This is a genomic window from Caulobacter sp. 17J80-11 (assembly GCF_014349105.1).
Taxonomy (GTDB): domain Bacteria; phylum Pseudomonadota; class Alphaproteobacteria; order Caulobacterales; family Caulobacteraceae; genus 17J80-11.
Genome location: NZ_JACSJI010000019.1, coordinates 1 through 25,982, shown reverse-complemented (window position 1 = coordinate 25,982; position 25,982 = coordinate 1). Strand labels below are relative to the sequence as shown.

The 25,982-nt window shown below is 70.1% G+C and carries 27 protein-coding genes; 24 read left to right on the top strand and 3 right to left on the bottom strand.

Annotated elements, in window-relative coordinates:
- The first annotated feature begins 27 nt into the window (after positions 1-27).
- Positions 28-309 (top strand): 2TM domain-containing protein, encoded by a 282-nt coding sequence (locus H8B08_RS16405; protein ID WP_187451269.1) that lies wholly within the window; start codon positions 28-30, stop codon positions 307-309.
- Between the two features lie 2 nt (positions 310-311).
- Here H8B08_RS16405 and H8B08_RS16400 read toward each other — a convergent pair whose 3' ends face one another.
- Positions 312-1,754, bottom strand: a complete 1,443-nt coding sequence (locus H8B08_RS16400) for a helicase HerA-like domain-containing protein (RefSeq protein WP_187451268.1) — start codon at positions 1,752-1,754, stop codon at positions 312-314.
- A 114-nt stretch (positions 1,755-1,868) separates the two neighbouring features.
- Between H8B08_RS16400 and H8B08_RS16395 the strand changes: the two genes are divergently transcribed.
- The 17 genes from H8B08_RS16395 to H8B08_RS16315 all read left to right on the top strand — a co-directional run bounded on the left by H8B08_RS16395 (position 1,869) and on the right by H8B08_RS16315 (position 19,778).
- On the top strand, positions 1,869-2,936 hold the full coding sequence (locus tag H8B08_RS16395) for an AI-2E family transporter (RefSeq protein ID WP_187451267.1): 1,068 nt from the start codon (positions 1,869-1,871) through the stop codon (positions 2,934-2,936).
- A gap of 476 nt (positions 2,937-3,412) precedes the next feature.
- A complete protein-coding gene (locus tag H8B08_RS16390) occupies positions 3,413-8,281 on the top strand; it encodes an NAD-glutamate dehydrogenase (protein WP_187451266.1) in 4,869 nt (1,622 codons plus the stop codon).
- 26 nt (positions 8,282-8,307) lie between these two features.
- On the top strand, positions 8,308-8,778 hold the full coding sequence (locus H8B08_RS16385) for a universal stress protein (RefSeq protein WP_187451265.1): 471 nt from the start codon (positions 8,308-8,310) through the stop codon (positions 8,776-8,778).
- Positions 8,779-8,830: 52 nt separating this feature from the next.
- Positions 8,831-9,403, top strand: coding sequence for a NifU family protein (locus tag H8B08_RS16380; protein ID WP_187451264.1), 573 nt, complete (start codon positions 8,831-8,833; stop codon positions 9,401-9,403).
- 58 nt (positions 9,404-9,461) lie between these two features.
- A complete protein-coding gene (locus H8B08_RS16375; RefSeq protein ID WP_187451263.1) occupies positions 9,462-10,067 on the top strand; it encodes a DUF1131 family protein in 606 nt (201 codons plus the stop codon).
- Positions 10,067-10,702 carry a tRNA (adenosine(37)-N6)-threonylcarbamoyltransferase complex dimerization subunit type 1 TsaB gene (gene tsaB, locus H8B08_RS16370; RefSeq protein WP_187451324.1) on the top strand — a complete coding sequence of 212 codons (636 nt, stop codon included), beginning with the start codon at positions 10,067-10,069 and terminating at the stop codon, positions 10,700-10,702. The genes H8B08_RS16375 and tsaB overlap by 1 nt, the downstream gene beginning before the upstream one ends.
- Positions 10,699-11,154, top strand: a complete 456-nt coding sequence (locus H8B08_RS16365) for an N-acetyltransferase (protein ID WP_187451262.1) — start codon at positions 10,699-10,701, stop codon at positions 11,152-11,154. The genes tsaB and H8B08_RS16365 overlap by 4 nt, the downstream gene beginning before the upstream one ends.
- A 22-nt stretch (positions 11,155-11,176) precedes the next feature.
- On the top strand, positions 11,177-11,590 hold the full coding sequence (locus H8B08_RS16360; protein ID WP_163259137.1) for a Fur family transcriptional regulator: 414 nt from the start codon (positions 11,177-11,179) through the stop codon (positions 11,588-11,590).
- Positions 11,591-11,651: 61 nt separating this feature from the next.
- Positions 11,652-13,013 carry a tRNA (N6-isopentenyl adenosine(37)-C2)-methylthiotransferase MiaB gene (gene miaB / locus H8B08_RS16355; RefSeq protein ID WP_187451261.1) on the top strand — a complete coding sequence of 454 codons (1,362 nt, stop codon included), beginning with the start codon at positions 11,652-11,654 and terminating at the stop codon, positions 13,011-13,013.
- A gap of 20 nt (positions 13,014-13,033) precedes the next feature.
- Positions 13,034-13,966 carry a PhoH family protein gene (locus H8B08_RS16350; RefSeq protein ID WP_187451260.1) on the top strand — a complete coding sequence of 311 codons (933 nt, stop codon included), beginning with the start codon at positions 13,034-13,036 and terminating at the stop codon, positions 13,964-13,966.
- On the top strand, positions 13,963-14,436 hold the full coding sequence (ybeY, locus tag H8B08_RS16345; RefSeq protein ID WP_187451259.1) for an rRNA maturation RNase YbeY: 474 nt from the start codon (positions 13,963-13,965) through the stop codon (positions 14,434-14,436). Before H8B08_RS16350 ends, ybeY begins: the two co-directional genes overlap by 4 nt.
- Positions 14,429-15,304, top strand: a complete 876-nt coding sequence (locus H8B08_RS16340) for a hemolysin family protein (RefSeq protein ID WP_187451258.1) — start codon at positions 14,429-14,431, stop codon at positions 15,302-15,304. Before ybeY ends, H8B08_RS16340 begins: the two co-directional genes overlap by 8 nt.
- A complete protein-coding gene (lnt, locus tag H8B08_RS16335) occupies positions 15,301-16,881 on the top strand; it encodes an apolipoprotein N-acyltransferase (RefSeq protein WP_370545503.1) in 1,581 nt (526 codons plus the stop codon). Before H8B08_RS16340 ends, lnt begins: the two co-directional genes overlap by 4 nt.
- A gap of 56 nt (positions 16,882-16,937) precedes the next feature.
- Positions 16,938-17,360: a helix-turn-helix domain-containing protein gene (locus tag H8B08_RS16330; RefSeq protein WP_187451257.1), complete on the top strand. Its 423-nt coding sequence runs from the start codon at positions 16,938-16,940 to the stop codon at positions 17,358-17,360.
- Positions 17,361-17,444: 84 nt separating this feature from the next.
- On the top strand, positions 17,445-18,638 hold the full coding sequence (metK, locus tag H8B08_RS16325) for a methionine adenosyltransferase (RefSeq protein ID WP_187451256.1): 1,194 nt from the start codon (positions 17,445-17,447) through the stop codon (positions 18,636-18,638).
- Between the two features lie 136 nt (positions 18,639-18,774).
- The gene (gene trmB / locus H8B08_RS16320; protein WP_187451255.1) at positions 18,775-19,464 is read left to right on the top strand and encodes a tRNA (guanosine(46)-N7)-methyltransferase TrmB; all 690 of its coding nucleotides are present in this window, start codon (positions 18,775-18,777) and stop codon (positions 19,462-19,464) included.
- A gap of 113 nt (positions 19,465-19,577) precedes the next feature.
- The gene (locus H8B08_RS16315; RefSeq protein ID WP_187451254.1) at positions 19,578-19,778 is read left to right on the top strand and encodes a DUF1737 domain-containing protein; all 201 of its coding nucleotides are present in this window, start codon (positions 19,578-19,580) and stop codon (positions 19,776-19,778) included.
- Positions 19,779-19,820: 42 nt separating this feature from the next.
- On the opposite strand, the gene H8B08_RS16310 is transcribed toward H8B08_RS16315, so the two are convergent.
- Positions 19,821-20,039: a hypothetical protein gene (locus H8B08_RS16310; protein WP_187451253.1), complete on the bottom strand. Its 219-nt coding sequence runs from the start codon at positions 20,037-20,039 to the stop codon at positions 19,821-19,823.
- A 287-nt stretch (positions 20,040-20,326) separates the two neighbouring features.
- On the opposite strand from H8B08_RS16310, the gene H8B08_RS16305 reads away from it, so the two are divergent.
- Entirely contained in the window at positions 20,327-21,088 is a 762-nt protein-coding gene (locus H8B08_RS16305) for an SDR family oxidoreductase (protein ID WP_187451252.1), read from the top strand.
- Here the strand turns inward: H8B08_RS16305 and H8B08_RS16300 are convergent, their stop codons facing one another.
- Complete coding sequence (locus H8B08_RS16300) at positions 21,089-21,976, bottom strand: LysR family transcriptional regulator (RefSeq protein ID WP_187451251.1); 888 nt, start codon at positions 21,974-21,976, stop codon at positions 21,089-21,091.
- Between the two features lie 165 nt (positions 21,977-22,141).
- Here H8B08_RS16300 and H8B08_RS16295 point away from each other — a divergent pair, with 165 nt between their 5' ends.
- From H8B08_RS16295 to H8B08_RS16275, 5 genes are all read left to right on the top strand, one after another.
- A complete protein-coding gene (locus H8B08_RS16295; RefSeq protein ID WP_187451250.1) occupies positions 22,142-22,351 on the top strand; it encodes a hypothetical protein in 210 nt (69 codons plus the stop codon).
- Positions 22,352-22,509: 158 nt separating this feature from the next.
- Positions 22,510-23,142, top strand: a complete 633-nt coding sequence (gene rimP / locus H8B08_RS16290) for a ribosome maturation factor RimP (RefSeq protein WP_370545505.1) — start codon at positions 22,510-22,512, stop codon at positions 23,140-23,142.
- Positions 23,142-24,779: a transcription termination factor NusA gene (gene nusA, locus H8B08_RS16285; RefSeq protein WP_187451248.1), complete on the top strand. Its 1,638-nt coding sequence runs from the start codon at positions 23,142-23,144 to the stop codon at positions 24,777-24,779. Before rimP ends, nusA begins: the two co-directional genes overlap by 1 nt.
- A 48-nt stretch (positions 24,780-24,827) precedes the next feature.
- Positions 24,828-25,484, top strand: coding sequence for an RNA-binding protein (locus H8B08_RS16280; RefSeq protein WP_187451322.1), 657 nt, complete (start codon positions 24,828-24,830; stop codon positions 25,482-25,484).
- A 76-nt stretch (positions 25,485-25,560) separates the two neighbouring features.
- A partial coding sequence (locus tag H8B08_RS16275; protein ID WP_187451247.1) for a translation initiation factor IF-2 associated domain-containing protein occupies positions 25,561-25,982 on the top strand: 422 nt, incomplete at its 3' end.

Here is a 25,982-nt window from a genome sequence, read left to right as displayed (position 1 = left end):
CGTTGAGGGCGCCGAGGGGACGGGACCATGACCGACGAGGAAGAGTTCTCGCTGCGCCGACGGGCGGAGCGGCGCGCCGACGCGAAGATCGCCTTCCGCACGCACCTGCTGACCTATGTGATGGTCAACGCCGGCCTGGCTGCGATCAACTACCTGACCTCGCCGGGCGAATGGTGGGTGGTCTGGCCGATGCTCGGCTGGGGCATCGGCCTGTTCGCCCATGGCTTCGCCACCTTCGTCGAGACCGGCGACATGCGCGAACGCCAGATCGAGAAGGAGCTGAAGCGGCTCCGGGCGCGGCGGGGCTAGCTCTACCGCCGCAACGACCCCAGAACGCCGCGGATGAGCTCGCGGCCGATCTGGCTCCCCAGGCTGCGCAGCATCGACTTGGCGAAGGCCTCGGTCGGGGTCTGGCGCGCGCGGGCCGGGGCGCGGGGCGCGGCTTTTGGCCTCGGTTCGGCGGCGCGCGGGGTTTCGGTCCGGGCGGCCAGCACCTCCTGGGCGGACGTGCGGTCCAGCGGGGTGTCGTAGGTCCCGGCCACCGGGTCGGCGGCCAGGAGCGCGCTCCGTTCGGCCGGCTGGACCGGACCCAGGCGCGAGGCTGGCGGGCGGATGCGGGTGCGCTCGACCACCGTGGGCGCCCCGTGCTCGTCCAGCACCGAGACGAGGGCCTCGCCGACGCCCAGCTGCTGGATCGCCTCGGCGGTGTCGAAGGCCGGGTTGAGCCGGAACGACTGGGCCGCGGCGCGCAGGCCCTTCTGGTCGGCCGGAGTATAGGCGCGAAGCGCGTGCTGGATGCGATTGCCGAGCTGGCCAAGCACCACGTCGGGCACATCGGCCGGGTTCTGGGTGACGAACCAGACCCCCACCCCCTTGGAGCGGATCAGGCGCACCACCTGCTCGACCTTCTCCAGCAGGGCCTTGGGCGCGTCGCGGAACAGCAGGTGGGCCTCGTCGAAGAAGAACACCAGGCGCGGCTTTTCCGGATCGCCGACCTCGGGCAGCTCCTCGAACAGCTCGGCCATCAGCCACAGCAGGAAGGTGGCGTAGAGCCGGGGCGTCTGCATCAGCCGGTCGGCGGCCAGCACGCTGACATAGCCGCGCCCCTGCGCGTCGGTGCGCATCAGGTCGGAAAGCTTCAGCGCCGGCTCGCCGAAGAACCTGTCGCCGCCCTGGCTCTCCAGGGTCAGCAGCTTGCGCTGGATCGCCGCGACCGTGGCCGGCGCGACCGCCCCGTAGGTGCGGCCGATCTCCGCCGCGTTCTCGGCCAGGTGGGCCAGAACGGCGCGCAGGTCGTCGAGGTCGAGCAGCAGCAGGCCTTCGGCGTCGGCCACCTTGAAGGCGATGGTCAGCACGCCCTCCTGTACGTCGTTCAGCTCGAACAGCCGCGCCAGCAGCACCGGACCCATCTCCGACACGGTGGCGCGGATCGGATGGCCCTTCTCGCCGAACAGGTCCCAGAAGATCGTCGGCGCGCCTTCCGGCGTCAGCGTCAGGCCCATGTCGCGCGCGCGCGCTTGCATCTTGTCGTCAGGCCTGCCCGGCTCGGCGACGCCGGACAGGTCGCCCTTCACGTCGGCGGCGAACACCGGCACGCCGGCGTCGGAGAAGGCCTGGGCCAGCACTTGCAGGGTGACGGTCTTGCCCGTGCCGGTGGCCCCCGCGACGATCCCGTGCCGGTTGACCCGGTCCAGCCGCAAGCTCACCGGCCGGTCCGACAGGCCGAGCAGCACCTCACCCCGGGGCGCGTCCATGCGGGTTCTCCTTTGCGACGAAGGACCATAGCCGAGGGTCAGGCAGAGGTCGCGTTGGATTGACGCGGACGCGCGCGGCGAAAGACAGTCCTGAGTCGAACCCGGGGACCGGCCATGACCTCTTCCACCTCGCGCAACGCGCTCGTGCTGATCGCTGTCGTGATCGGCGGCGCGGCGGTCTACTGGCTGAGCGAAATTCTCACCCCTCTGGCCCTGGCCATCTTCCTGCTATTGATGACCGACGGCCTCGCCCGCGGCCTCGTCCGGCACGCCCGGGTTTCGGAGAAGGTCGCCCTGCCGGCCGCCATCCTTTTGATCACCCTGGCCTTCATCGGCTCGGTGTGGGTGATCATCGACGGCGCCGCCGGCTTCTTCACCAAGGCCAACAACCTGAGCGCCCGGCTCGACATGGTGATCGCCGACGTCGCCGGCATGCTGCACCTGAGCGTCGCGCCCACCGCCCACGAGCTGGTGCAGCGCTTTGAGTTCGAACGCTATGTCGGCGTCGCCGCCAAGGGCCTGCAGGGCTTCGCCTCGGACGCCTTCTTCGTGCTGGTCTATCTCGGCTTCCTGATCGCCTCGCGCACCGGCTTCAAGCAGAAGGCCGACAGCCTGTTCCCCCGCGACGAGGACCGGGCCGAGGCGGCCGCGGTGTTCGAGCGCATCCGCGGCGGGGTCGAGGGCTATCTGTGGGTGCAGACCGTCACGGGGGTGATGATCGCGGTGTCCGCCTGGGTGCTGATGATGGTGGTCGGCCTCGAAAACCCCGGCTTCTGGGCCTTCGTCGTCTTCCTGGTCTGCTACATCCCGGTGATCGGCGGCGCGGTGGCGGGCCTGGCGCCGCCGCTGTTCGCCCTGGTCCAGTTCGAGACCTACACCCCCGCCCTGGTGCTGCTGATCGGCCTGCAGGTCATCCTGTTCGTGATCGGCAACTTCATCTACCCGCGCATGCAGGGCGAGAACCAGAACATCGACCCGGTGGTGATCCTGCTGTCGCTGGCCTTCTGGGGCGCGCTCTGGGGCGTGACCGGCATGTTCCTGTCGACCCCGCTGACGGTGATGGCCATCGCGATCCTGGCGGAGTTCGACGGCACCCGCTGGATCGCCGTCCTGCTGTCGGGCGACGGCGAACCCTATCCGCGTACGGAGGAAGAGCGAGCGCGAAAGGCGGAGACGGCTTAACCTTAGGTTTTGCCTTGGGAATTGTTCACAGGGGCGTGATCGGGCGCCACTACAAATCCCCCAGCGCATTCCTATCTCTGTCCTGTCCGGACATCCTCCCCTCGATACCCGGACAGGCGGCGCCGCCCTCCCCGTCCCCCTAGAAACGGCGTCGCCGAACGAAAACGTCCCTTCGTTCTCCCCCCCTCGGAGGGACGCAGCCGTCGGATGCGAAAGCATCCGGCGGCTTTTCGTTTGCGGGCCCCGGCGCCGGCGAACGCGGGTCTTCGAATGTTGCGGCGGGAAAGCGTCTTTCATTCGCCAAAATCGCGGCGAACGCGAAAACGTCCCGCGACCTTTCTCTTTCAGGGCATTCTTTTTCGGCTCCCGTTCTGGGTCCGGCTTTCGTTTTCGCGCCGTATGGCCTAGCACAGGGCTCGTTAGTTGATCGGCGACGGGAGCGGGTTAGGCTCCGGCCGAAGCTGCGAGGATCCCCCATGGACGGCGCCGGCGTGCCCACCCTCACCATCGACGCTTTGAAGAAGGCGTTTGCGAAGGCCTTGGGCCGCCCTGGTGCGACGGAGCTCGACCGCCTGGAGCACTCCTTCCTGGAGCAGGCGCTGGAGGACTACGTCGCCGACGAGACTCCGCAGCTGAGCCCCGAGGACTTCGCGGCCGTGCTGGCCGACTTCTGGAAGTTCGGCGAAGTCCGCGAAGGCGGCGCCGGTCCGATGATCCGCCTGCGCCGCGCCACCGGCGCCGAAGGCCGGCCGATGGCCTACGACGTGCTGGAGATCGTCCAGGACGACGCGCCCTTCCTGGTCGACAGCGTGATGGGCGAGCTGGCCGACCACGGCGTGTCGGTGCGCGCCATGTTCCACCCGGTGCTGACCCTGGAGCGCTTCGGCCAGGGCCTGCGCCGCGCCCACGGCGACACCCAGCGCGAGTCCACCATCCTGGTGGTGATCGATCCGGTCGCGGAAGACCGCCGCGCGGGCCTGATCGAAGGCCTGCAGGTGGCCCTGGCCGACGTGCGCGCCGCCGTGGCCGACTTCACCCCGATGCAGGAGCTGCTGGGCCGCACCGTGGCCGAGCTGGAGAAGGGCGTCGCGGGCGTCGACCCGGCCCTGGTGGCCGAGCAGGCCGCCTTCCTGAAGTGGTTGAACGCCGACCACTTCGTCTTCCTCGGCGCGCGCGTCTACGACTATCCGCGCACCGCCGACGGCGGCTATGAGGCGGAAGCGCCGCTCAGCCAGCCGCAGCAGGGCCTGGGCCTGTTGCGCGATCCGAACCGTCCGGTCCTGCGCCGCGCCAACGAGCCGGCGGTGCTGACCCGGCAGATGAAGCAGCAGCTGAACCTCGGCGAGCCGGTGACGGTGGCCAAGGCCAACCTGCGCTCGCGCGTGCACCGCCGCGGCTACATGGATTTCATCGGCATCAAGCGCTTCGGCCCGGACGGCAAGCCGACCGGCGAGGTCCGCTTCGTCGGCCTGTTCACGGCCGAGGCCTACGACCTGACCGCCAGCCAGGTGCCGCTGATCCGTCGCAAGGTCGCCAACGTCATGGCGCGCGCCGCCAAGGCGCCGGGCAGCCACAACGAAAAGCGGCTCCGCAACATCGTCGAGAACTACCCGCGCGACGAACTCTTCCAGATGACCGAGGACGACCTGCTGCGCATCGCGCTGGGCGTCCTGCACCTGTTCGACCGCCCGCGCATCCGTCTGTTCACCCGCCGCGATCCGCTGGACCGCTTCGTCTCGGTGCTGATGTACGTCCCGCGCGAGCGTTATGATCCGGGCGTGCGCGAGCGCGCCGGCGAGGTCATGGCGAAGGCCTGGGGCGGCCGGGTGTCGGCCTGGTACCCGCAGCTGTCCGACGCGCCGCTGGTGCGCATCCACTACATCATCGGCGTGCAGCCGGGCGCGCACCCCGAGCCGGATCCGGCCGAAGTCGAGGCCCGCGTGGTCGAGGTCAGCCGCGCCTGGCCGGACCGCTTCGAGCAGGCCGTGCGCGAGTCCGGCATCGCCGACGCCGAGGTCGGCGCGGTCACCAGCCGCTGGGCCGAAGGCTTCCCGGTCGCCTACCGCGACCGCTATGACGTGGCCGAGGCCCTGGTCGACATGGCCGAGGTCGATCGGCTGGGCGACGGCGAGATCGCCGTGCGCGCCTTCCGCGCGCCCACCGACTCCTCCCTGCAGTTCCGCTTCAAGCTCTACCGCCACGGCGAAGCCGTGCCGCTGGCCGACGTGTTGCCGATCCTCGAGGACATGGGCCTGAAGGCGCTCGAGGAGTACGGCAACCCGGTGCGTCCGGCTGGCGCGACCGAGCCGGTCTGGGTCCACGAGTTCCTGCTGGAAGATCCGCGCGGCGCCGACCTGGTGTTCCGCGACATCAAGAAGCCGTTCGAGGAGGCCTTTGCGGCCGTCTGGACCGGCCGGACCGAGAGCGACGGCTTCAACCGCCTGGTGCTGGAGCTCAGCATCTCCTGGCGTGAAGCGGCGCTGATCCGCGCGCTGGCCCGCTATCGACAGCAGTCGGGCCTCGACCCGAGCCAGGCCACCCAGGAAGCCGCGCTGATCGAGAACCCGGCTGTCGGCCGGCTGATCCTGAAGCTGTTCGCCGCCAAGTTCGATCCGGCCCATGCCGGCGACGCGGCCGCGCGCGCCCAGGCGGTCGAAGCCCTGACCAGCGAAATCCTGACCGCCCTGCAGGCGGTGGCCAGCCTCGACCACGACCGCGCCCTGCGCCGCATCGCCCTGCTGGTCGGCGCGGTGAAGCGGACCAACTACTACCAGGTCGGTCCGGACGGCGGCCCGAAGCCGTACATCTCGTTCAAGATCGCGTCGCGCGAGCTGGCCGACCTGCCGCTGCCCAAGCCCTATCGCGAGATCTTCGTGTGGTCGCCGCACGTCGAGGGCGTGCACCTGCGCTTCGGCCCGGTCGCCCGCGGCGGCCTGCGCTGGTCCGATCGTCGCGACGACTTCCGCACCGAAGTGCTGGGCCTGGTGAAGGCGCAGCAGGTGAAGAACGCCGTGATCGTGCCGGTCGGCTCGAAGGGCGGCTTCTATCCCAAGCAGCTGCCCCGCGGCGGCGCGCCGGACGCGATCCGCGCCGAGGGCGTGCGGGCCTACAAGACCTTCCTGTCGGGCCTGCTGGACATCACCGACAACATCGACGCGAAGAACGCGGTGATCCGTCCGGCCAACGTCATCGCCTGGGAAGGCGACGACCCGTACCTGGTGGTCGCCGCCGACAAGGGCACGGCCACCTTCTCCGACATCGCCAACGGCGTCTCGGCCGACTACGGCTTCTGGCTGGGCGACGCTTTCGCCTCGGGCGGTTCGGTCGGCTACGACCACAAGGCCATGGGCATCACCGCCCGCGGCGCCTGGGAGGCGGTGAAGCGGCACTTCCGCGAGATGGGCAAGGACATCCAGACCCAGCCCTTCACCGTGGTGGGCGTGGGCGACATGTCCGGCGACGTGTTCGGCAACGGCATGCTGCTGTCCAAGGCGATCAAGCTGGTCGCCGCCTTCGATCACCGCGACATTTTCCTCGATCCGAACCCGGATCCGGCGGTGTCGTGGAACGAGCGCAAGCGCCTGTTCGACCTGCCGCGCTCGTCCTGGCAGGACTACGACAAGAGCCTGATCTCGGCCGGCGGCGGCGTGTTCTCGCGCTCGCTGAAATCGATCCCGCTGACGCCTGAGGTGAAGGCGGTGCTGGGCGTGTCGGAAGACAGCCTGTCGCCGACCGACCTGATGCGCGCCATCCTGAAGGCCGAGGCCGAGCTGCTCTACTTCGGCGGCATCGGCACCTACGTGAAGGCGCCGAGCGAGTCCGACCTGCAGGTCGGCGACAAGGCCAACGACGCGATCCGGGTCGACGGCAACGAGCTGCGCGTCGACGTGGTCGGCGAAGGCGCCAACCTGGGCGTCACCCAGGCGGGCCGCATCGCCTTCGCTCAGAACGGCGGGCGCATCAACACCGACGCCATCGACAACTCCGCCGGCGTCGACACCTCGGACCACGAGGTCAACATCAAGATCCTGACCGGCGGCCTGGAGCGTAAGGGCGAGCTGGAGCGGGAGGCCCGCAACGCGCTGCTGGCGAGCATGACCGACGAGGTCGCCCAGCACGTGCTGCAGCACAACTACGACCAGACCCTGGCCCTGACCCTGCAGGAGGCCTCGGCCGCGGCCGACGCCGGCGCGCACGAGCGCTTCATGCGCCGCCTTGAACAAGCTGGAAAGTTGGACCGCAAGGTCGAGGGCTTGCCCTCCACCGCCGCCATGGTCGAGCTGCAGAACACCCGCCGCGGCCTGACCCGGCCGGAGCTGGCCGTGCTGACCGCCTACGCCAAGATCGAGCTGTTCGACGAGGTCGTCGCTTCGGCCGCGCCGGACGACGCCTTCTTCGAGACCACGCTGAAGGATTACTTCCCGACGCCGCTGCGCCGGTATCAGGACGAGATGGACCAGCACCGTCTGCGGCGCGAGATCATCGCCACGGTGATCTCGAACGAGATGGTCAACATGACCGGGGCGACCTTCCCCTCGCGGGTGCGGGCCACCGCCGGCTGCGACGCCCGCGAGCTGGTGGTCGCCTTCGAGGCCGCCCGCCAGGCCCTGCGCCTGGACGAGGCCTGGTCGGTGATCTCCAGCCTGGATCTGAAGATTCCGGCCGAAGCCCAGACCGCGCTCTACCGTGAGGCCGCCGGCGCCCTGCGCCGCCTGGCCTTCTGGCTGGCCCGCCGGGCCGCCCGCGGCGGCGCGACGGTGCAACAGTTGATCGACGTCTACCGCCCGGCCGTCGACGCCGTGCGGGCCGAGGGCGCGAGCTTGCTGTCCGACTTCGACCAGGCGGCCATGCGCCACCGGGTCGAAAGCCTGGTCGCGGCCGGCGCGCCCGCCGACCTCGCCGCCTCGATCGCGGTGCTGCGTCCGCTGACCGCCACGAGCGACATGGCCGAGCTGGCCGGCCGCATGCACTGGCCGGTGGCCGCCACCGCGCGGCTCTACCACCAGGTCGGCGCGGCCTTCGCCTTCGATCGGCTGCGCTCGGCGGCCGGTTCGCTGGCCCCGGCCGACCATTTCGAGCGGCTGGCCGTGCGCCGGCTGATCGAGGACCTGCTGTCCGAGCAGGCGGCCCTGACCCTGGCGATCGGCAAGGCGGCCAGCCCGGCCTCGGTCGGCAACGGCGAGGCGGCCCGCCAGGCCATCCAGGAGTGGGTGCGCGCCCGGTCCGCGACGGTGGACCACGCCCGCAAGACGATCGAGGAGATCGAACAGGCCGGCGCGGGGTGGAGCTTCGCCAAGCTCACCATCGCCAACGCCGCCATCCGGGAGCTGGCGTCGGCGGCCTGAGGCCGTCGACGCGCGCGGCCGCCGCGATGACCCGCAAGTTCCTCGTGGTGGTCGACGACAGCCTCGAGTTCGGAGCGGCGTTGCACTACGCGTGCCGCCGCGCCTGGACCACCGGCGGACGCGTGACCATGTTGCGCGTTCTGCCGCCGCCGGCCTTCGAGCACTGGGCCGGCGTGCGTGAGGAGATCGAGCGCGAGCAGCGGGCCGAGGCCGAGGCCCTGCTGCAGCGCCTGGCGGTCGGGGTCGCCGAACGCTCCGGCGTGGCCCCCGAATTCCTGATCAAGGAAGGCGACACCAAGGCCGCCATCCGCCAGGCCCTGCTCGACGACGAGGAGATCAAGATCCTGGTTCTGGCCGCCGCCGTCGGCGGCCGCGGCCCGGGCCCGCTGGTCTCCTCCATCGCCAAGGAGGGCGCCGGCTTTGGCGGCCGCCGCAAGATCCCGGTCACTGTCGTGCCTGGCGACCTGACCGACGACGAGATCGCCGAGCTGGCGTGAGCCGCCGCGGTCAGGGCTTGCCCGTCCCGCCGTTCGAGGCCATCTGAGCCGCATGTTCATCCAGACCGAACCGACCCCCAACCCGAACACCCTGAAGTTCCTGCCGGGCCGCGCCCTGGCCGAAGATGGGGCGCACGAGTTCGCCTCCATCGAAGAGGCGCAGGCCTCGCCCCTGGCAGAGGCCCTGTTCCAGGTGGAGGGCGTCGAGCGGGTCTATTTCGGGCCCGACTTCGTCAGCGTGTCGAAAGCCGACGGCGGCCTGAGCTGGTCGCAGATGAAGGCGCCGATCCTGGCGGCGGTGATGGATCACTTCACCTCCGGCCAGCCGCTGTTCCGCGACGGCGCGGCGGGCGTCAGCCACGGCGCCGACGTCTACGAGGGCGAAGCCGCCCAGATCGTGGCCGAGATCAAGGACCTGCTGGACACCCGCATCCGTCCGGCGGTGGCCCAGGACGGCGGCGACATCCTGTTCGACCGCTACGAGCCCGACACCGGCGTGGTCTATCTGCGCATGCGCGGGGCCTGCTCGGGCTGCCCGTCGTCTTCGGCCACCCTGCGGGCCGGGGTGGAGAACACGCTGCGCCACTACGTTCCCGAGGTCACCCGGGTCGAACAGACCCTCTGAGGCAGCCCTCGGCCGAGCTCCGCGTTTTCGTCGGAACCCAGACCTTTTCGAGGACCGCATGATCCGCGCCGCCCTTCCCCTGTTCGCGACCGCCGCCCTGCTGGCCGCCTGCCAGCGCTCGACCGAAACCCCCGCCGCCCCGGCCGAACCGACGGCGACGCCTGCCGCTGCGTCGGCGGCCACGGCCGGCAAGGCCGACCCCAAGGCGGTGTGGTCGCGCGGCGTCGGGGCCCTGGGCGCCCACACCCCCTTCACCGTCGAGGCGGTTCAGGCGGCCTTCCCGGACGCCAAGATCGAGAAGGCCTTCCTGCACGCGGGCGGCGCGCCCGTGCCGATCATCACCGCCTTCATGGACGGGACCACGGCGCTGGAGCTGCAGGGCGGGCCTGACGGCAAGGTCTCGCGCATCCTGGTTCAGGGCGGCGGCTTCCACGGCCCGCAAGGCGAGACCCTGCTGCAGAAATGGCCGGACGCGAAGTTCACCCCCGCCGACTGCCGCATGGGCGAAGGCCGCCAGGTCAACGCCGTGGTCTGCAAGCGCGCGCCGACCGATCCGATCGAGTACGTGTTCGGCGTGCCGGGCTGGACCTCCGTCGACATGCCGCCGGCGGACGTGTTGGCCGCCAAGGCGCAGCTGAACGAATTCGTCTGGACCCGCCCGTGATCGTTCTGGCGCTGGACACCTCGCTGGAAGCCTGCTCGGCCGCGGTGGTCGAGGACGGACGCGTGCGCGCCGCCCGCTCCGAGCCGATGGCCCGCGGCCACCAGGAGCGCCTGGCGCCTCTGGTCGAGCGCCTGATGGCCGAGGCCGGACTGGCCTTCGCCGACCTGGACCGGATCGGCGTCACCGCCGGTCCGGGCTCCTTCACCGGCCTGCGCGTCGGCCTGGCCTTCGCCAAGGGTCTGGGCCTGACCCTCGACAAGCCGGTGGTCGCGGTCGGCACGCTGGAGGCCATGGCCGCCGACCGGACCGACGGCTTCACCGCCTGCGTGATCGACGCCCGGCGCGAGCAGGTCTACGTCCAGGGCTTCCGCGACGGCGCCGCCGCGACAGTGCCCAGCGCCCTGACCGTGGCCGACGCCGTCCAGTTGTTGATCGACGTTGATCCCGAGGGACCGACCCGCCTGGTCGGCTCCGGCGCGAAGCTTCTGGCCGAGGCCTTCCCGAACGCCGTGGCGGACGATCGCGCCGGCGCGGATCCGGTCGCCCTCGCCGGCCTCGTCGCGGCCGCGGCCGAGCCGCTCGAGCCGCCGCGCCCGATCTATCTGCGCGCGCCCGACGCCAAGCTGCCGGCGTGAACCTGCGCCCCGCCACTCCCTTCGACCTCGACGCCCTGGCGCGGGTGCACGCCGAGGCCGGTTTCGCCCCGGCCTGGCCGGCGCCCGAGCTGGAAAAGCTGCTGCTGGGACCGGGCGCCTTCGGCCTGCTGGTCGAGCTCGACGGGGCTGTCGCGGGCTTCATCCTGTGCCGCAGCGTCGCCGGCGAAGCGGAGATTCTCACCGTCGCGACCACGCCTTCCGCCCGTCGGAAGGGGGTAGGCCTCGCCCTGGTCGAGGCGGCCCAGAAGCTCGCACGGGTCACCGGGGCCGAGGCCATGTTCCTGGAGGTCGCGGTCGACAACGCCCCGGCCATTGAATTGTATCGGAAAACCGGTTTCACCGAGGCCGGGCGGCGGCGGGGTTACTATCGCCGCCGCGAAGGCGCGCCGGTCGATGCGCTGGTGTTGCGACGCGAGCTTAACACCGGCTGATCTCCCGCCTATCTTCCGCGCCATGGATCGCATCGAACAGCTCTGCGTCGAAAAAGGCATGCGCATGACGGACCAGCGCCGCGTGGTCGCGCGCGTGCTGGCCCAGTCCCACGACCATCCGGACGTCGAGGAGCTGTACCGCCGCGCCTCGGCGGTGGACCCGCACATCTCGATCGCCACGGTCTATCGCACCGTGCGCCTGTTCGAAGAGGCCGGCGTCGTTGAGAAGCACGACTTCGGCGACGGCCGCTCCCGCTACGAGGAAGCGACCGAGGACCACCACGACCACCTGATCGACACCCGCACGGGCAAGGTCATCGAGTTCTTCGACGAAGAGATTGAGAAGCTGAAGGAAGCCATCGCCGAGCGGCTGGGCTACCGGCTGATCGGCCACAAGCTCGAGCTCTACGGCGTGCCGCTGGAAGAGAAGAAGTGAGGGGAAAGCTGCGGCGCCCGCGAACTTGCGCCGCTCCTGCCCTTTCCCGCATAACGGTTCCATGAGCGAGCCCGCGTCCAAGCGCCTCTACATCAAGACCTACGGCTGTCAGATGAACGTCTACGACAGCGAGCGCATGGCCGACGTCTTGCGCCCGCTGGGCTACGCCGTCTCCGACCAGCCCGAGGGCGCGGACCTGGTGGTGCTGAACACCTGCCACATCCGCGAGGCCGCGGCGGAGAAGGTCTACACCGAGCTGGGCCGCATCCGAGTGATGCGCGAGGAGAAGCAGGCGGCCGGCGACGGGCGCATGGGCGTGGTCGTGGCCGGCTGCGTGGCCCAGGCCGAGGGCGACGAGATCATCAAGCGCGCCCCGGTGGTCGACCTGGTGGTCGGGCCCCAGGCCTACCACCAGCTGCCCGAACTGATCGCCAAGGTGACCCGCGCCCGCGGCGAGCGCCTGGCCGCCGACTTCGCGCCGGACGAAAAGTTCGACGCCCTGCCGGTCGAGCGCCACGTCTCGGGTCCAACCGCCTTCCTGACCGTGCAGGAGGGCTGCGACAAGTTCTGCACCTTCTGCGTGGTGCCCTACACCCGCGGCGCCGAGTTCTCGCGCCCGGTCGAGAGCGTGCTGGCCGAGGCCCGCGGCCTCGCCGCTAAGGGCGTGCGCGAGGTCACCCTGCTGGGGCAGAACGTCAACGCCTACGACGGGGCGGAAGCTTCCGGCGACCGGGGCTCGCTGGCCAAGCTGGTGCGCGCCCTAGCGAAGATCGACGGCCTGGACCGCATCCGCTTCACCACCAGCCACCCCAACGACATGGGCGAGGACCTGATCGCGGCCTTCGGCGAGCTGAACGCCCTGATGCCCTACCTGCACCTGCCGGTGCAGGCCGGCTCAAACAAGATCCTGCGAGCCATGAACCGCAAGCACACCGCCGAGAGCTATCTGGCGGTGATCGAGAAGATCCGCGCCGCGCGGCCCGACATCGCCATCGCCGGCGACATGATCGTGGGCTTCCCCGGCGAGACCGAAAAGGACTTCGAGGACACCCTCGAGCTGGTCCGCGCGGTCGACTACGCCTCGTGCTTCTCGTTCAAGTACTCGCGCCGTCCGGGCACCCCGGCCGCGGCCATGCCGAACCAGGTGCCCGACGAGGTCGCGGTCGAGCGGCTGGCCCGCCTGAACGCCCTGCTGGACCAGCAGCGTGAAGCCTTCAACGCCTCGATGGTCGGCCGCACCCTGCCGGTGCTGTTCGAACGTCCGGGGCGTCATCCCGGCCAGGCCGTGGGCCGCTCCCCCTATCTGCAGGGCGTGCACGTGGACGCCGCGGAACAGCTGATCGGCCAGATCGTTCCGGTTCGCATCGAGGTCGCCGGCAAGAACAGCCTGACCGGCGCCCTGGCCGCCCGCGAGGCCGCGTGAGTTCACGCTCTGAAGATTTCGTGCCGCTGTCCGACGTCGCGGTCCGCGCCGTGTCCGGGCCCAACAGCCGTCACGCTGCCCTGCTGGAAGACGCCTTCCACGTGCTGATCGAAACCCCCGGCGGCGGCGTCACCATCAAGGGCGACGCGCGGGCCCGCGCCGGCGTGAAGCGGGCGATCGAGACCTTGGCCCAGCGGGCCGAGGCCGGCGCCGAGGTGACCGAGGCCGACGTGCGCGCCTCCGCCGCCGCAGCCCGGGCCGGCGAAAGCGTCGCCCACGGCGTGCTGCCGGTCGGCCGCCGCGGCCCGATCGTGCCCAAGACCTCGGCCCAGGCTCGCTATCTGGAGATGCTGGAGCAGCACGAGCTGACCTTCGGCATCGGTCCGGCCGGCACCGGCAAGACCTTCCTGGCCGCCGCCTACGGCGCGACCCTGCTGCTCAAGGGCGCGGTCGACCGGCTGGTCATCACCCGCCCGGCGGTCGAGGCCGGCGAGCGGCTGGGCTTCCTGCCCGGCGACCTGACCGAGAAGGTCGATCCCTACCTGATCCCGATCTGGGCGGCGCTGGACGAGATCCTGGGCGCCGAGGCGGTCCGCCGCCGGCGCGACAAGGGCGAGATCGAGGTGGCCCCGGTCGCCTTCATGCGCGGCCGCACGCTGAGCCACTCCTTCGTCATCGTCGACGAGGCGCAGAACCTGTCGCGTCTGCAGATGAAGATGGTGCTGACCCGTCTTGGCGAAGGCGCGCGCATGGTGGTGACCGGCGACCCCAGCCAGGTCGACCTGGTCAATCCGCGCGACAGCGGCCTGTCGCACGCGGTCGGCATACTGACGAACGTGAAGGGCGTGGCCGTGGCGCGCTTCGAGGCCGCCGACGTGGTCCGCCACAAGCTGGTGGAGCGGATCGTGCGGGCCTACGACGCCGACCTGGCCGCGAAAGCGAAACCGGAATGATCACCGTCGAAACCGAAGTCGAGGACGAGGCCTGGCTGCGCGCCGTGCCGGACGCGGAGGCCCGCGCGCGCCTCGCCGCCGAGGCCGCCCTGGAGGCCGGGGGCCACGAAGGCGAGGCCGAGGTGACCCTGCTGTTCACCGACGACGCCGAGCAGCGGGCGCTGAACGCCGAGCACCGCGGCAAGGACAAGTCGACCAACGTCCTGTCCTTCCCCTCGCCGGAATTCGCCCTCCCGCACCTGGGCGACATCTCCCTGGCCTACGGCGTCTGCGCGGCCGAAGCGCAGGCCCAGGGCAAGCCTTTGGCGAACCACCTCAGCCATCTCGTCGTGCACGGGGTCCTGCATCTGCTAGGATGGGACCATCAAAACGACACCGAGGCCGAGGAGATGGAAGCCCTGGAACGCGCTGTTCTTGCCAAGCTCGGCGTTCCGGATCCCTACGCGGCGCAAAACGAGACAGATGTCTAACCCCGACGGCCCGAGTAGTCCGAACTCTCCGCTCAAGCCCTTGCTGGGCATTTTCTCCCGGCTCGGACGCAGCGAACCGCGCGTCGAAGCGCCGACGCCGGACGGCGGCGTCGACCTCGTCGACCAGGCCGAGGCCTTCCAGAGCCTGCGCGTCGCCGACGTCATGACGCCCCGCGCCGACATCGTCGCGGTGGAGATCTCCACGACCCTGGCCGAGGTGGTGAAGGCCTTCGTCGAGGCCGAGCACTCGCGCATGCCGATCTTCCGCGAGACGCTCGACGATCCCGTCGGCGTCGTGCACATCAAGGACGTGGTCAAGCTGCTGGCCCCGGCGGAGGGCAAGGCGGGGCCAAACTGGAACGAGCCGGTCCTGCACCGCCTGAAGCGCGAGGTGCTTTACGTGCCCGCCTCCATGCGCGCCCAGGACCTGATGCTGAAAATGCAGACCGCCCGCGCCCACATGGCGCTGGTGATCGACGAGTTCGGCGGCACCGACGGCCTGCTGACCCTGGAAGACCTGGTCGAGGCGGTGGTCGGCGAGATCGAGGACGAGCACGACGTCGAGGCGGCCGCCTCCGTGGTGCAGCGTCCGGGCGGCGTGATCGAGGCCGACGCCCGCGCCCCGCTCGAGGAGCTGGAATCCATGCTGGGGGGCGAACTGACGCCGCCGGACCAGGAAGAAGAGGTCGACACCCTGGGCGGGCTGGTCACCGTGCTGGCGGGGCGCGTGCCCCAGCGCGGCGAGGTGATCCCGCACCCGGCCGGGTTCGATTTCGAGGTGATCGACGCCGATCCGCGCCGCGTGAAGCGGCTGCGCGTGCGGCGGGTGGAACGCGCCGAACCGGCGCCGGCGACGGAGGGGGCGTGAACGCACGGGGGGCGAAGGCCGCGGTGATCCTGGCTGCGCTGGGTGCCGGCTTGGCCGCAGGGTTCGCGCATCCGCCGTTCGGCTTCTGGCCGGGCCTGGCGGGCTACGCGCTCTTGATGTGGCTGGTCGACCGCACCGACGACGAGCGGAGCGGCTGGAAGGCCTTCGGCCTGGGCTGGCTGGCCGGCTTCGGCTACTTCTTCGTCGGCTGCTGGTGGGTGGCTGAAGCCTTCCTGGTCGACGCTCGCCAGGCCTGGATGGCTCCGTTCGCCGCCGCCCTGCTGCCGGCCGGCATGGGCCTGTTCTGGGGCGGGGCCTGCGCCCTCTACCGCAAGATCGCCCGCCCGGACCTGACCCGGGTCATCGCCTTCGCCGGCGTGTTCGCCCTGTTCGAATGGATCCGCGGCCACGTCCTGACCGGCTTCCCCTGGAACCTGGCCGGCGAGACCTGGACCGCGGGCTCGCCGCCGTCGCAGGTGGCCGCTTGGATCGGCGCCTACGGCCTGACCTTCCTGACCGTTCTGGCGGTGGTCTGCTTCGAGCCCCTGTTCCACCCGGGCCCCATGCGCCGGCGCGTGGGCGTGGCCCTGACCGGCGTCGCCGTCCTGGCCGGCCTGTGGATCGCCGGGTCGGTGCGGCTGGCCGGGGCGGGCCGGGTCCAGGCCACTCACGAAATCGTGCGCGTGGTCCAGGCCGACGTGCCGCAGGAAGCCAAGTGGAGCCCTGAGCAGCAGCGCAACATCGTCCAGCGCTACCTCAACCTGACGTCCCGCCCGGGCAAGCGCACGCCCGACTACGTGGTGTGGCCCGAAGGCGCCCTGCCGGCCTCAGCCAACGAACTCCTGGCTCCCGGCTCGGAAGCGGCCGAGGGCATCCAGCGCGCCCTGCAGCCCGGCCAGACCCTGCTGATGGGCACCTACCGCGGCGAGCCCGCCCCCGACGGCGGGGCGAACTGGTACAACAGCCTGATCGCCCTGCGCGACACCGGCGACGCCCTGCAGGTGACCGGGATTTACGACAAGCACCGCCTGGTGCCGTTCGGCGAATTCCTGCCGCTGGAGCCGCTGGCCGAAAAGATCGGCCTGAAGGAGCTGGTCCATGTCGGCGACGGCTTCTCGCCGGGTCCGCGTCCGGCCCCGATCCGATTGAACGGGACCAGCGTGCAGCCGCTGATCTGCTATGAGAGCCTGTTCCCGAGCCTGCCGACACAGAAGCACGGCCGCGCGTCCTGGATCGTCAACGTCTCCAACGACGCCTGGTTCGGCCAGACTTCCGGCCCGAAGCAGCACCTCAACCTGGCCAGCTATCGGGCCATCGAGCAGGGTCTGCCGATCATCCGCGCCACCCCGACCGGCGTGTCGGCCGTGATCGGCCCTTACGGGCGGGTTGTGGACGGGGCGCGGCTGGACTCCGGCGAGAGCGGCGTGATCGACGCGCCCCTGCCGGCGGCGCTCGAACCGACCTTGTATTCGCGTTTCGGCGACCTGCCGTTTTGGGTTTTAACCCTGTCTGCGCTAATTTTCGCGTTCTGGTCGCGCTTTAACGGCCTTAAATTGAGTGACAGAACGCCCATTTGAATTAAATGGGTCCCCCGTTGCGGCGTAGTTTCACCCTTTTGGGGACGACAGCGTAAATGGACGACAAAGGCGACTTCGAGCGCGGCCCCAATCCCATCGACCTTCACGTCGGTGCGCGGGTGCGGATGCGACGTAAGTTCTTGGGTGTCAGCCAGGAAAAGCTGGCCGACGCGCTAGGTCTGACTTTTCAGCAAGTTCAGAAATACGAGCGCGGCGCCAACCGCATCAGTGCATCCAAACTGTTTGAGATCGCACGTTACCTGCAGGCGCCGGTGGCCTACTTCTTTGAAGGCCTCTCGGAACAGACCGCGATGGAGGGCTTCTCGGAAAGCCAACCTGAGCAGTTCGTTCACGGTTTTCTGATGACCCCCGAAGGTATCGAGCTGGCCTCCCTGTTCCCGAAACTGCCGCCCCGTTATCGGCGCCGGGTTTTGGAGTTGGTTCGGACCATGGCCGAGGGCGACGACGCGGAGAGCTGAGCGTCGCGACCCGGTCAGGGTCACTTGCGGATATAAACATATCTTTATATGTTCGCGGGCCTCAGCTCAGCGGGGCGACAAACCGTGATCCGACCCTCCTACATCTTCACCAGCGAAAGCGTTTCCGAAGGCCATCCGGACAAGGTGGCTGACAGGATCTCCGACACTGTGGTTGACGCCTATCTGGCGGCGGAACCCGAGGCCCGCGTGGCCTGCGAGACGCTGGTGACCACCAATCGCATCGTCCTGGCCGGCGAGGTCCGCGGACCCCGCTCGGTGATCGACGGCCTCGAGGACAAGGTCCGGGCCGCGGTCAGGGACATCGGCTACGCCCAGGAAGGCTTCCACTGGGCCAAAGCCGACTACGCCTGCCACCTGCACGAACAGTCCGCCCACATCGCCCAGGGCGTCGACGCCGCCGAGGGCAAGGACGAGGGCGCCGGCGACCAGGGCATCATGTTCGGCTACGCGGTCGACGAGACCCCGGAGTTGATGCCCGCGACGCTGCAGTACTCCCACAACATCCTCAAGCGCCTGTCCGAGGTGCGCCACTCTGGCGAGCGTCCGGAGCTGGAGCCCGACGCCAAGAGCCAGGTGACCCTCCTCTACGAGAACGGCCGCCCGACCCGTGCGCTGAAGATCGTGGTCTCGACCCAGCACAAGGAGGGCCTGTCCTCCCGCGACGTCGAGGCGCTGATCCGGCCCTACGTGCTGTCGGTCTTCCCCGAAGGCCTGATCACGCCGGAGACCGAGTGGATGGTCAATCCGACCGGCGCCTTCGTGATCGGCGGCCCGGACGGCGACGCCGGCATCACCGGCCGCAAGATCATCGTCGACACCTACGGCGGCGCCGCCCCGCACGGCGGCGGCGCGTTCTCCGGCAAGGATCCGACCAAGGTCGACCGTTCGGCGGCCTATGCCTGCCGGTACCTGGCCAAGAACGTCGTGGCCGCCGGCCTGGCGTCGAAGTGCACCCTGCAGGTCAGCTACGCCATCGGCGTGTCGAAGCCGCTCAGCTTCTACGTCGACCTGCACGGCACCGGCCAGGTCGACGAGGCCCGGCTGGAGAAGGTCCTGCCCGACCTGATCGGCGGCCTGACCCCGCGCGGCATCCGCGAGCACCTGAAGCTGAACCGGCCGATCTACGCCCGCACCGCGGCCTACGGCCACTTCGGCCGCACGCCCGACAAGGAGGGCGGCTTCTCCTGGGAGAAGACCGACCTGGTCGAGGAGTTGCGCAGCCTCTTCGGCGCCAAGGTCCTGGCCCCGGCGGAGTGATCTGAGCCTCGGGCGCGCCGGCGCCGGACGAATGCAAGCGGCGCCGCGCTCGCAAGAGCCGGCGCCGCTGTCGTTTCCGGGCCTCGGCTTTCGACACGGTTTCCGCCGCGGGCGTGAGCGTCTATAGCCCCCGCCCATGTCCACGCCTCCCACCTGGGGTCCGCTGCGTTCGTTCGGGCGGATCAAGTCGCGCACGCTGAAGCCCCGTCAGGCCGCCCTGATGGAGACCCTCCTGCCGCAGATCGCCGTGCCCGATCCGGCCGCAGGCCCGATCGACCCGCGCGCGCTCATGCCCGACGCGAAGGCGGTCTGGTTCGAGGTCGGGTTCGGCGGCGGCGAGCACATGGCCGAGCAGGCCGCGCGCCACCCCGACGTGCTGATCGTCGGCTGCGAGCCGTTCCAGAACGGGGTGGGCAGCGCGCTGCGCCACGTCGAGGAGCGCGAGCTGACCAACGTGCGCCTGCACATGGGCGACGCCCGCGACGTGTTGGCGGCTTTCCCGGACGCCTCGCTGGAGCGGGTGTTCGTGCTGTTCCCCGATCCGTGGCCGAAAGCGCGCCACCACAAGCGCCGCGTCATCCAACAGGAGACCCTGACGGAACTGGCCCGCGTGCTGAAGCCGGGCGGCCGCTTCCGCTTCGTCACCGACTGGAAGGACTACGCCGCCTGGACGCTGGAGCGCGCCCTGAAGGAGCCCGCCTTCCGCTGGCCGGCTGAAAAGGCCGACCACTGGAAGGTGGCCCCGGCCGACCACGTGACCACGCGCTATCAGGAGAAGCTGCTGGGCGACACCCAGCCGATCTACCTGGAGTTCGAGCGGGTCTGAGCCGCGTCCCGCCGGGTCTTCGTCGCTGTCGGAGGCGGGTTCGTCCCAAACCGCGCGCGACGGAACGCGGACAGCCCCATGAAGGGCTGGGTCACAGGGGAGCTTCGACACCGATGAGCGACGGCCACGAGACGAGCGGTCCCCCGAACGGCGCGCCGAGGTATCGGCTGCTGACCGGCCCGGACGACGCGCAGTTTTGTCGGCGGGTGAGCGACATGCTGGCGATCGGCTATCGCCTGCACGGCTCGCCGGCGGCGGCGTTCGACGGACAGAAGGTCGTCGTCGCGCAAGCCGTCGTCTGGCCGGCCGGCTGAAGGAGCCGTCGCTCCGGGCGGCGCCCGGAGCGACGCCCTTACTCAGAACATCCAGTCGTCGCCCACGTGAACGGTCGCGGACGGCTCGTGAAGAGCTGCCGACTGGTCGTGGTCGGTCAGGCTGGTGGTCGTATAGACGATGATCCGCCGGTCGGCGGCGGCTTCGACCGGCTCCGGAACGCCGGCCAGGCTGGTGGTCGAGTACACGATGATCCGCCGATCGGCTGAGGCGCCGGGCAGGTACGGGTCGTCGATCTGCATGTCAGGACTCCGTTTCAGCGCCCGCCGCGGCGGGCCCGCCGAGCCTCGCCCAGCCGACCCGCAGCGCTGACGATCCCTGTCGCATCCGCGTCGGCCTTGATCGCAAGGGCCGTACCAGGCCCGCGTTCAGCGTCCGCCGCCTGTGCCGCGCGGGAACAGGTCGTGTGCCCGACGCCCGGCTAACGGCCGGATTCCGACAATCTATCTAGGGGCTCGAACTTTCCCGCCCGATCCCGGTTCGTCGCCGCGACGCGGCTCTCGGGCGGCGCAACCCTGGAGATCCACCTATGAAGATCGTCGTCGTCGGCGCCACCGGCCTGATCGGCTCGAAAGTCGTGACCATCCTGCGCCAGAGGGGCCACGAGGTGATCGCCGCCTCGCCCGCCTCCGGCGTCGACACCCTGACCGGCGCCGGGCTGGCCGAGGCGCTGGCCGGGGCCGAGGTGGTCGTCGAGCTGGTCAACTCGCCCTCCTTCGAAGACGAGGCGGTGATGAGATTCTTCAAGACCTCGACCGGCAACCTGCTGGAGGCCGAGAAGGCGGCCGGCGTGCGCCACCACGTGGCCTTGTCGATCGTCGGCCTGGAGCGGCTGCCGACCAACGGCTACTTCCGCGCCAAGCTGGCCCAGGAAGGCTTGATCAAGGCCTCGGGCGTGCCCTGGACCATCGTCCGCTCGACCCAGTTCTTCCAGTTCGCGCGCGGCATCATCGACGACGCGACCAAGGGCGGCGAGATCCGCCTGTCGACCGGCATGATGCAGCCGATCGCCGCCGACGACGTGGCCGCCGCGGTGGCCGACGCCGCCCTGGCTCCGCCCGCCCTGGGCACGATGGAGATCGCCGGGCCCGAGCCCATCCGCATGGACGCCTTCGCCCGCGCCTATCTGGACGCCCACGGCGACAAGCGGACCGTCACCCCCGACCCGGAGGCCAAGTACTTCGGCGCCAAGCTGGACGACACGGCCCTGCGGCCGGAGACCGACCATCCGCGGCTGGGCAAGGTCACCTACGCCGAGTGGCTGCGCCAGGACGTCGCCCACCCGCGCTGATCAGGGCTCCAGCGTCAGCGGCCGCATCCGCTCGGCCACGAAGTCCAGCAACAGGCGCACGCGCAGGGGCTGAAAGCGGCCGAAGGCGTGCAGCGCCTGCAGCGGCACGCCCCTGAGCGGCCGCTCCGGCAGGACGATCTCCAGGCGCCCGGACTGGAGGTCGTCCTCGACCCACATCTTCAGCAGGCAGGCGATCCCCAGGCCGTTCAGGGCCGCATGGCGCAGGGCCAGGCCGGAATCCGCGTCGAGCACGCCCTCGGGCGAAAACGCCTCGCCGTCGGCGAAATCGATCCCGATCGGGCGGCCGCCCAGCAGGTAGCGCAGGTGCGCGGCCGCCGGCAGGTCCTCCGCCGTCCGCGGCCGCCCGGCGCGCGCCAGGTAGGCGGGCGAGGCGGCCAGCACCATGGGCAACCGGCCCAGCGGACGCGCCACCAGCTCGGTGTCGCCGACCGGTCCGGCGCGGAGGCTCACGTCGTAGCCTTCGCGGATGACGTCGACGTGCCGGTCGGTGACGCTGAGCTCCAGCTTGATCTGCGGGTGACGGGCCAGGAACTCGCCGGTCAGGGCGTCGAGCAGGCCCGGGGCCAGCACGTTGGGCAGGCTGACCCGCAGCCGCCCGCGCCCGCCTGTGTCGGCGTGCAGGGCGTCCTCGGCGTCCTCCAGCGCGCGCAGCAACGGCCCGACCCGCTCGAAATAGGCCGCGCCGTCGTCGGTCAGGGTCAGGGTGCGGGTGGAGCGCAGGAACAGCTTGGCGCCCAGCCGCCGCTCCAGCCGGTCGATGCTCTTGGACACCGCCGAGGGCGTGGTCCCGATCAGCCGCGCGGCGGCGCTGAACGAGCCGGTCTCAACCGCCCGGACGAACTGAACCAACCCCGCGGTCTTGTCCACGCCGACCCGATCTTTGACAAAACGGCACAGCTGTCGTGCCGTACACGCACCTTCTCCGAAATTCTGACGCTGTTACCCTGCCCGGGCAACCAGGATGTGGCCTCGCGGGCGCGGGGCGCCGACGCAAAAGGCGTCCTTCACCCTCAAATCGCAGCGAGGCCTCGCATGGACTTTCCCAAGCTCCACAACAACGGCGTGCCGCCGGCCTTTCGCGGCTCGGCGCTGGACCAGACCGCGTCGGCTTCGCGCGCAGGCTCGACCGAGACATCGGGCGTGCGCGCCGAGTTCGACAAGATCGCCCCCGGAGGAGCGCGAGGCGATCGAGCAGCCGCTGCAGCAGCTGATCCAGGAGGAGGCGAAGACCTCCGCCGCTGACGGCGGTCGGCCGGGCCGGGTGAAGGACTTGACGGCCTGAGCTCCCACAGCCGTCGCCCGCGGGACGAGCCCGAGGGCGACGAAGCTATTGGGACGCGCTCGGCCGCGCTGACCGAGGGGCTGGCGCGCGGTGCGCGCCCGCGCTATATCCACCTGACATCGCTATCGCAGCGTCTTCCGACGCTTCGAGCGGCGGCCGGAAGGCCCGCCGCTTTTTTGTTGACCAGAGGACCGCCGAGTTGCGCGCCAAGACCGCCGAGGACCGCGCCATCCTGGAGCTGCTGGACCCCGTGGCCGAGAGCCAGGGGCTGGAGATCGTCCGGGTCCGCCTGATGGGCGGCACCCAGCGCCGCCGGCTGCAGATCATGGCCGAGCGTCCGGCCGACAATGAGATCAGCATCGACGAGTGCACGCGCCTGTCGCGGGCCGTCTCCGAGGTGCTGGACGCCGCCGACCCGATCGCCGGCGAATACATGCTGGAGGTCTCCTCGCCGGGCATCGACCGGCCGCTGACCCGGCTGAAGGATTTCGAGATCTGGGAAGGCTACGAGGCGCGTATCGAGCTCGACCGCCTGGTCGAGAACCGCAAGCGCTTCAAGGGAACCCTGGCCGGGGTCGAGGGCGAAAACGTCGCCGTCGACCTGGAGGGCGAGGACGAGACGGCGATGGTGCCGTTCGCCTGGATCTCCGAGGCCAAGCTCGTGCTGAACGACGAGCTGATGAAAAAAGGCGCCGCGGAACGCGCGGCGCGTTTGACCAGTCAAACCGACGAAGAAGAGGACGAAGCCTGATGGCCGTCACCGGAATCAGCGCCAACCGGCTGGAGCTCCTGCAGATCGCCGACGCGGTGGCCCGCGAGAAGCTGATCGAAAAAGAGATCGTGATCAGCGCGATCGAGGAAGCGATCCAGAAGGCGGCCCGCGCCCGCTACGGCGCCGAGCACGACATCCGCGCCGCGATCGACCACAAGACCGGCGAACTGGCCCTGACCCGCGTGGTCACCGTGGTCGAGGACGAGCTGGACATTGAGAACGACTACGCCTTCCTGCGCCTCAAGGACGCGCTGAAGCGCGACAAGGAAGCCTTCGTCGGCAAGGAGTACGTCGAAACCCTGCCGCCGTTCGAGTTCGGCCGGGTGCAGACCCAGATGGCCCGCCAGGTCGTGACCCATAAGGTCCGCGAGGCCGAGCGCGAGAAGCAGTACGAAGAGTACAAGGACCGCGCCGGCGAGATCGTCAACGGCACCGTCAAGCGCGTCGAATACGGCAACGTGATCGTCGACCTGGGCCGCGGCGAAGGCGTGATGCGCCGCGACCAGTCGATCCCGCGCGAGATGTTCAACATCGGCGACCGGATCCGCGCCTACATCTACGACGTCCGGCGCGAGACCAAGGGCCCGCAGATCATGCTGAGCCGCGCCCACCCGGGCTTCATGGCCAAGCTGTTCGCCCAGGAAGTGCCGGAAGTGTACGACGGCGTCATCGAGATCCGCGCGGTGGCCCGCGACCCGGGCTCGCGCGCCAAGATGGCGGTGCTGTCCAACGACGGCTCGATCGATCCGGTCGGCGCGTGCGTGGGCATGCGCGGCTCGCGCGTGCAGGCGGTCGTGGCCGAGCTGCAGGGCGAGAAGATCGACATCATCCAGTGGTCGCCGGACGAGCCGACCTTCATCGTCAACGGCCTGGCTCCGGCCGAAGTGTCGAAGGTGGTGCTGGACGAAGAGGACGAGCGCGTCGAGGTGGTGGTGCCGGACGAGCAGCTGTCGCTGGCGATCGGCCGGCGCGGCCAGAACGTCCGCCTGGCCTCGCAGCTGACCGGCTGGCAGATCGACATCATCACCGAGAGCCAGGACAGCGAGCGCCGTCAGCGCGAGTTCACCGAGCGCACCCAGTTGTTCCAGGAAGCCCTGGACGTCGACGAGGTCATCGCCCAGCTGCTGGCCACCGAAGGCTTCTCCTCGCTCGACGAGATCGCCTTCGTCGACGAGCACGAGATCGCCACGATCGAGGGCTTCGACGAGGACACCGCCCAGGAGCTGCAGACCCGCGCCCGCGAATTCCTCGAGCGAGAAGCCGCGGCCCTGGACGCCAAGCGCAAGGAGCTGGGCGTCGAGGACGGCGTGCTCGGCGTCGAGGGCGTCACCCTGCCGATGGCCGTGGCCCTGGGCGAAGGCGGCGTGAAGACGGTCGAGGACCTGGCCGACCTGGCCACCGACGAAATCCGCGGCGGCTACGAGATCCGCGCCGGCGAGCGCACCCGGGTTCCGGGCGTGCTGGAGAGCTTCAACCTGACCGTCGAGCAGGCCGAAAGCCTGATCCTGCGCGCCCGCGTGGCGGCCGGCTGGATCGACGCCTCGGAGCTGGAAGTTCCCGCGGAAGCGGAAGAAGCCGAGGGCGAGTTCGCCGAAGGCGAGTCTGAAGAGGCGTAACCAGGCTTGGCCGATCGAGACGACCCGTCTCCGGAAAACGAACAGGGGATGAGGGCCGAGCCCTCATCCCCTTCCGTTTCTGCAAACGACCGGGACCGCAAGGACCTGGCGAGCGGCGAGGTCATGCCCGAGGAGCGGCTGATCCGCTTCGTGGCCGGGCCTGACGGCGCGGTCGTCCCGGACCTGGCGCGCAAGCTGCCGGGCCGCGGCATGTGGGTTGAAGCCAGCCGCGAGGCGGTCGAGACCGCCGCGAAGAAGAACCTGTTCTCCCGCTCGGCGAAGGCGAAACTGACCGCCCAGCCGGACCTCGCCGACCTGGTCCAGCGACTGCTTGCGAAGCGCGTTCTGGAGCAACTGGGCCTCGCCCGTCGCGAGGGGGTCCTTGTCAACGGCTTCGAGAAGGCCCACATGGCCCTCAAGTCGGGAAAGGTCGCCTGGCTGATCGAAGCTTCGGACGGCAGCCCGGACGGGCGCAACAAGCTTCTCGCGGCGGCCGCACGCCAGACCCCGCCGGTTCCGGTTGTTGGCGCGTTTTCCGCAGAAGAATTGGGTTTGGCCTTAGGGCTGGAAAATGTGATACACGTCGTCCTCCTTGCGGGGCGACGGGCCGACCGCTGGACCGAAGAGGTCCGCAAACTGGCCGGGTTTCGCCCGCTCCTACCACCGAGTTGGCGCGAGGAAGCTCGAAACGGGCGGGGCGGCTGACGCCTCGGCCGGATTTGTTTTTGGAACGACGAGCGAAGGCCGGAGCCTGGGCTCCGGGATCGAGTAAAGCGAGCGAATGAGCGACGCGAACGACAACAACGACGGCGGCAACAAGCCAGCCTCGGGCGGACGTCCGCCCCTCACCCTGAAGCCGCGCGCGGCCGGATCGGTGAGCACGGGTACGGTGCGCCAGAGCTTCAGCCACGGCCGGTCCAAGACCGTGGTGGTCGAGACCAAGCGCCGTCGTGTGGAAGGCGGCCCCGCGGAGAAGCCGGCGCAGCAAGCCTTCGAGGTGAAGCCGCGCCCGCGTCCGGAGACGCCCGCGCCGGAAGCGCGCGAGGCCAAGCCGTCCGCCGCTGCTTCGGCCGCCGCCGGCGGCCTGTCGGCGGGCGAGATGGAAGCCCGCCGCCGCGCCATCGAAGGCGCCCGCGCCGAACAGGATCGCCGCGACGCCGAACGCGGCGCCGCCGAGGCCGCCCAGCGCGCCCAGGAAGAGGC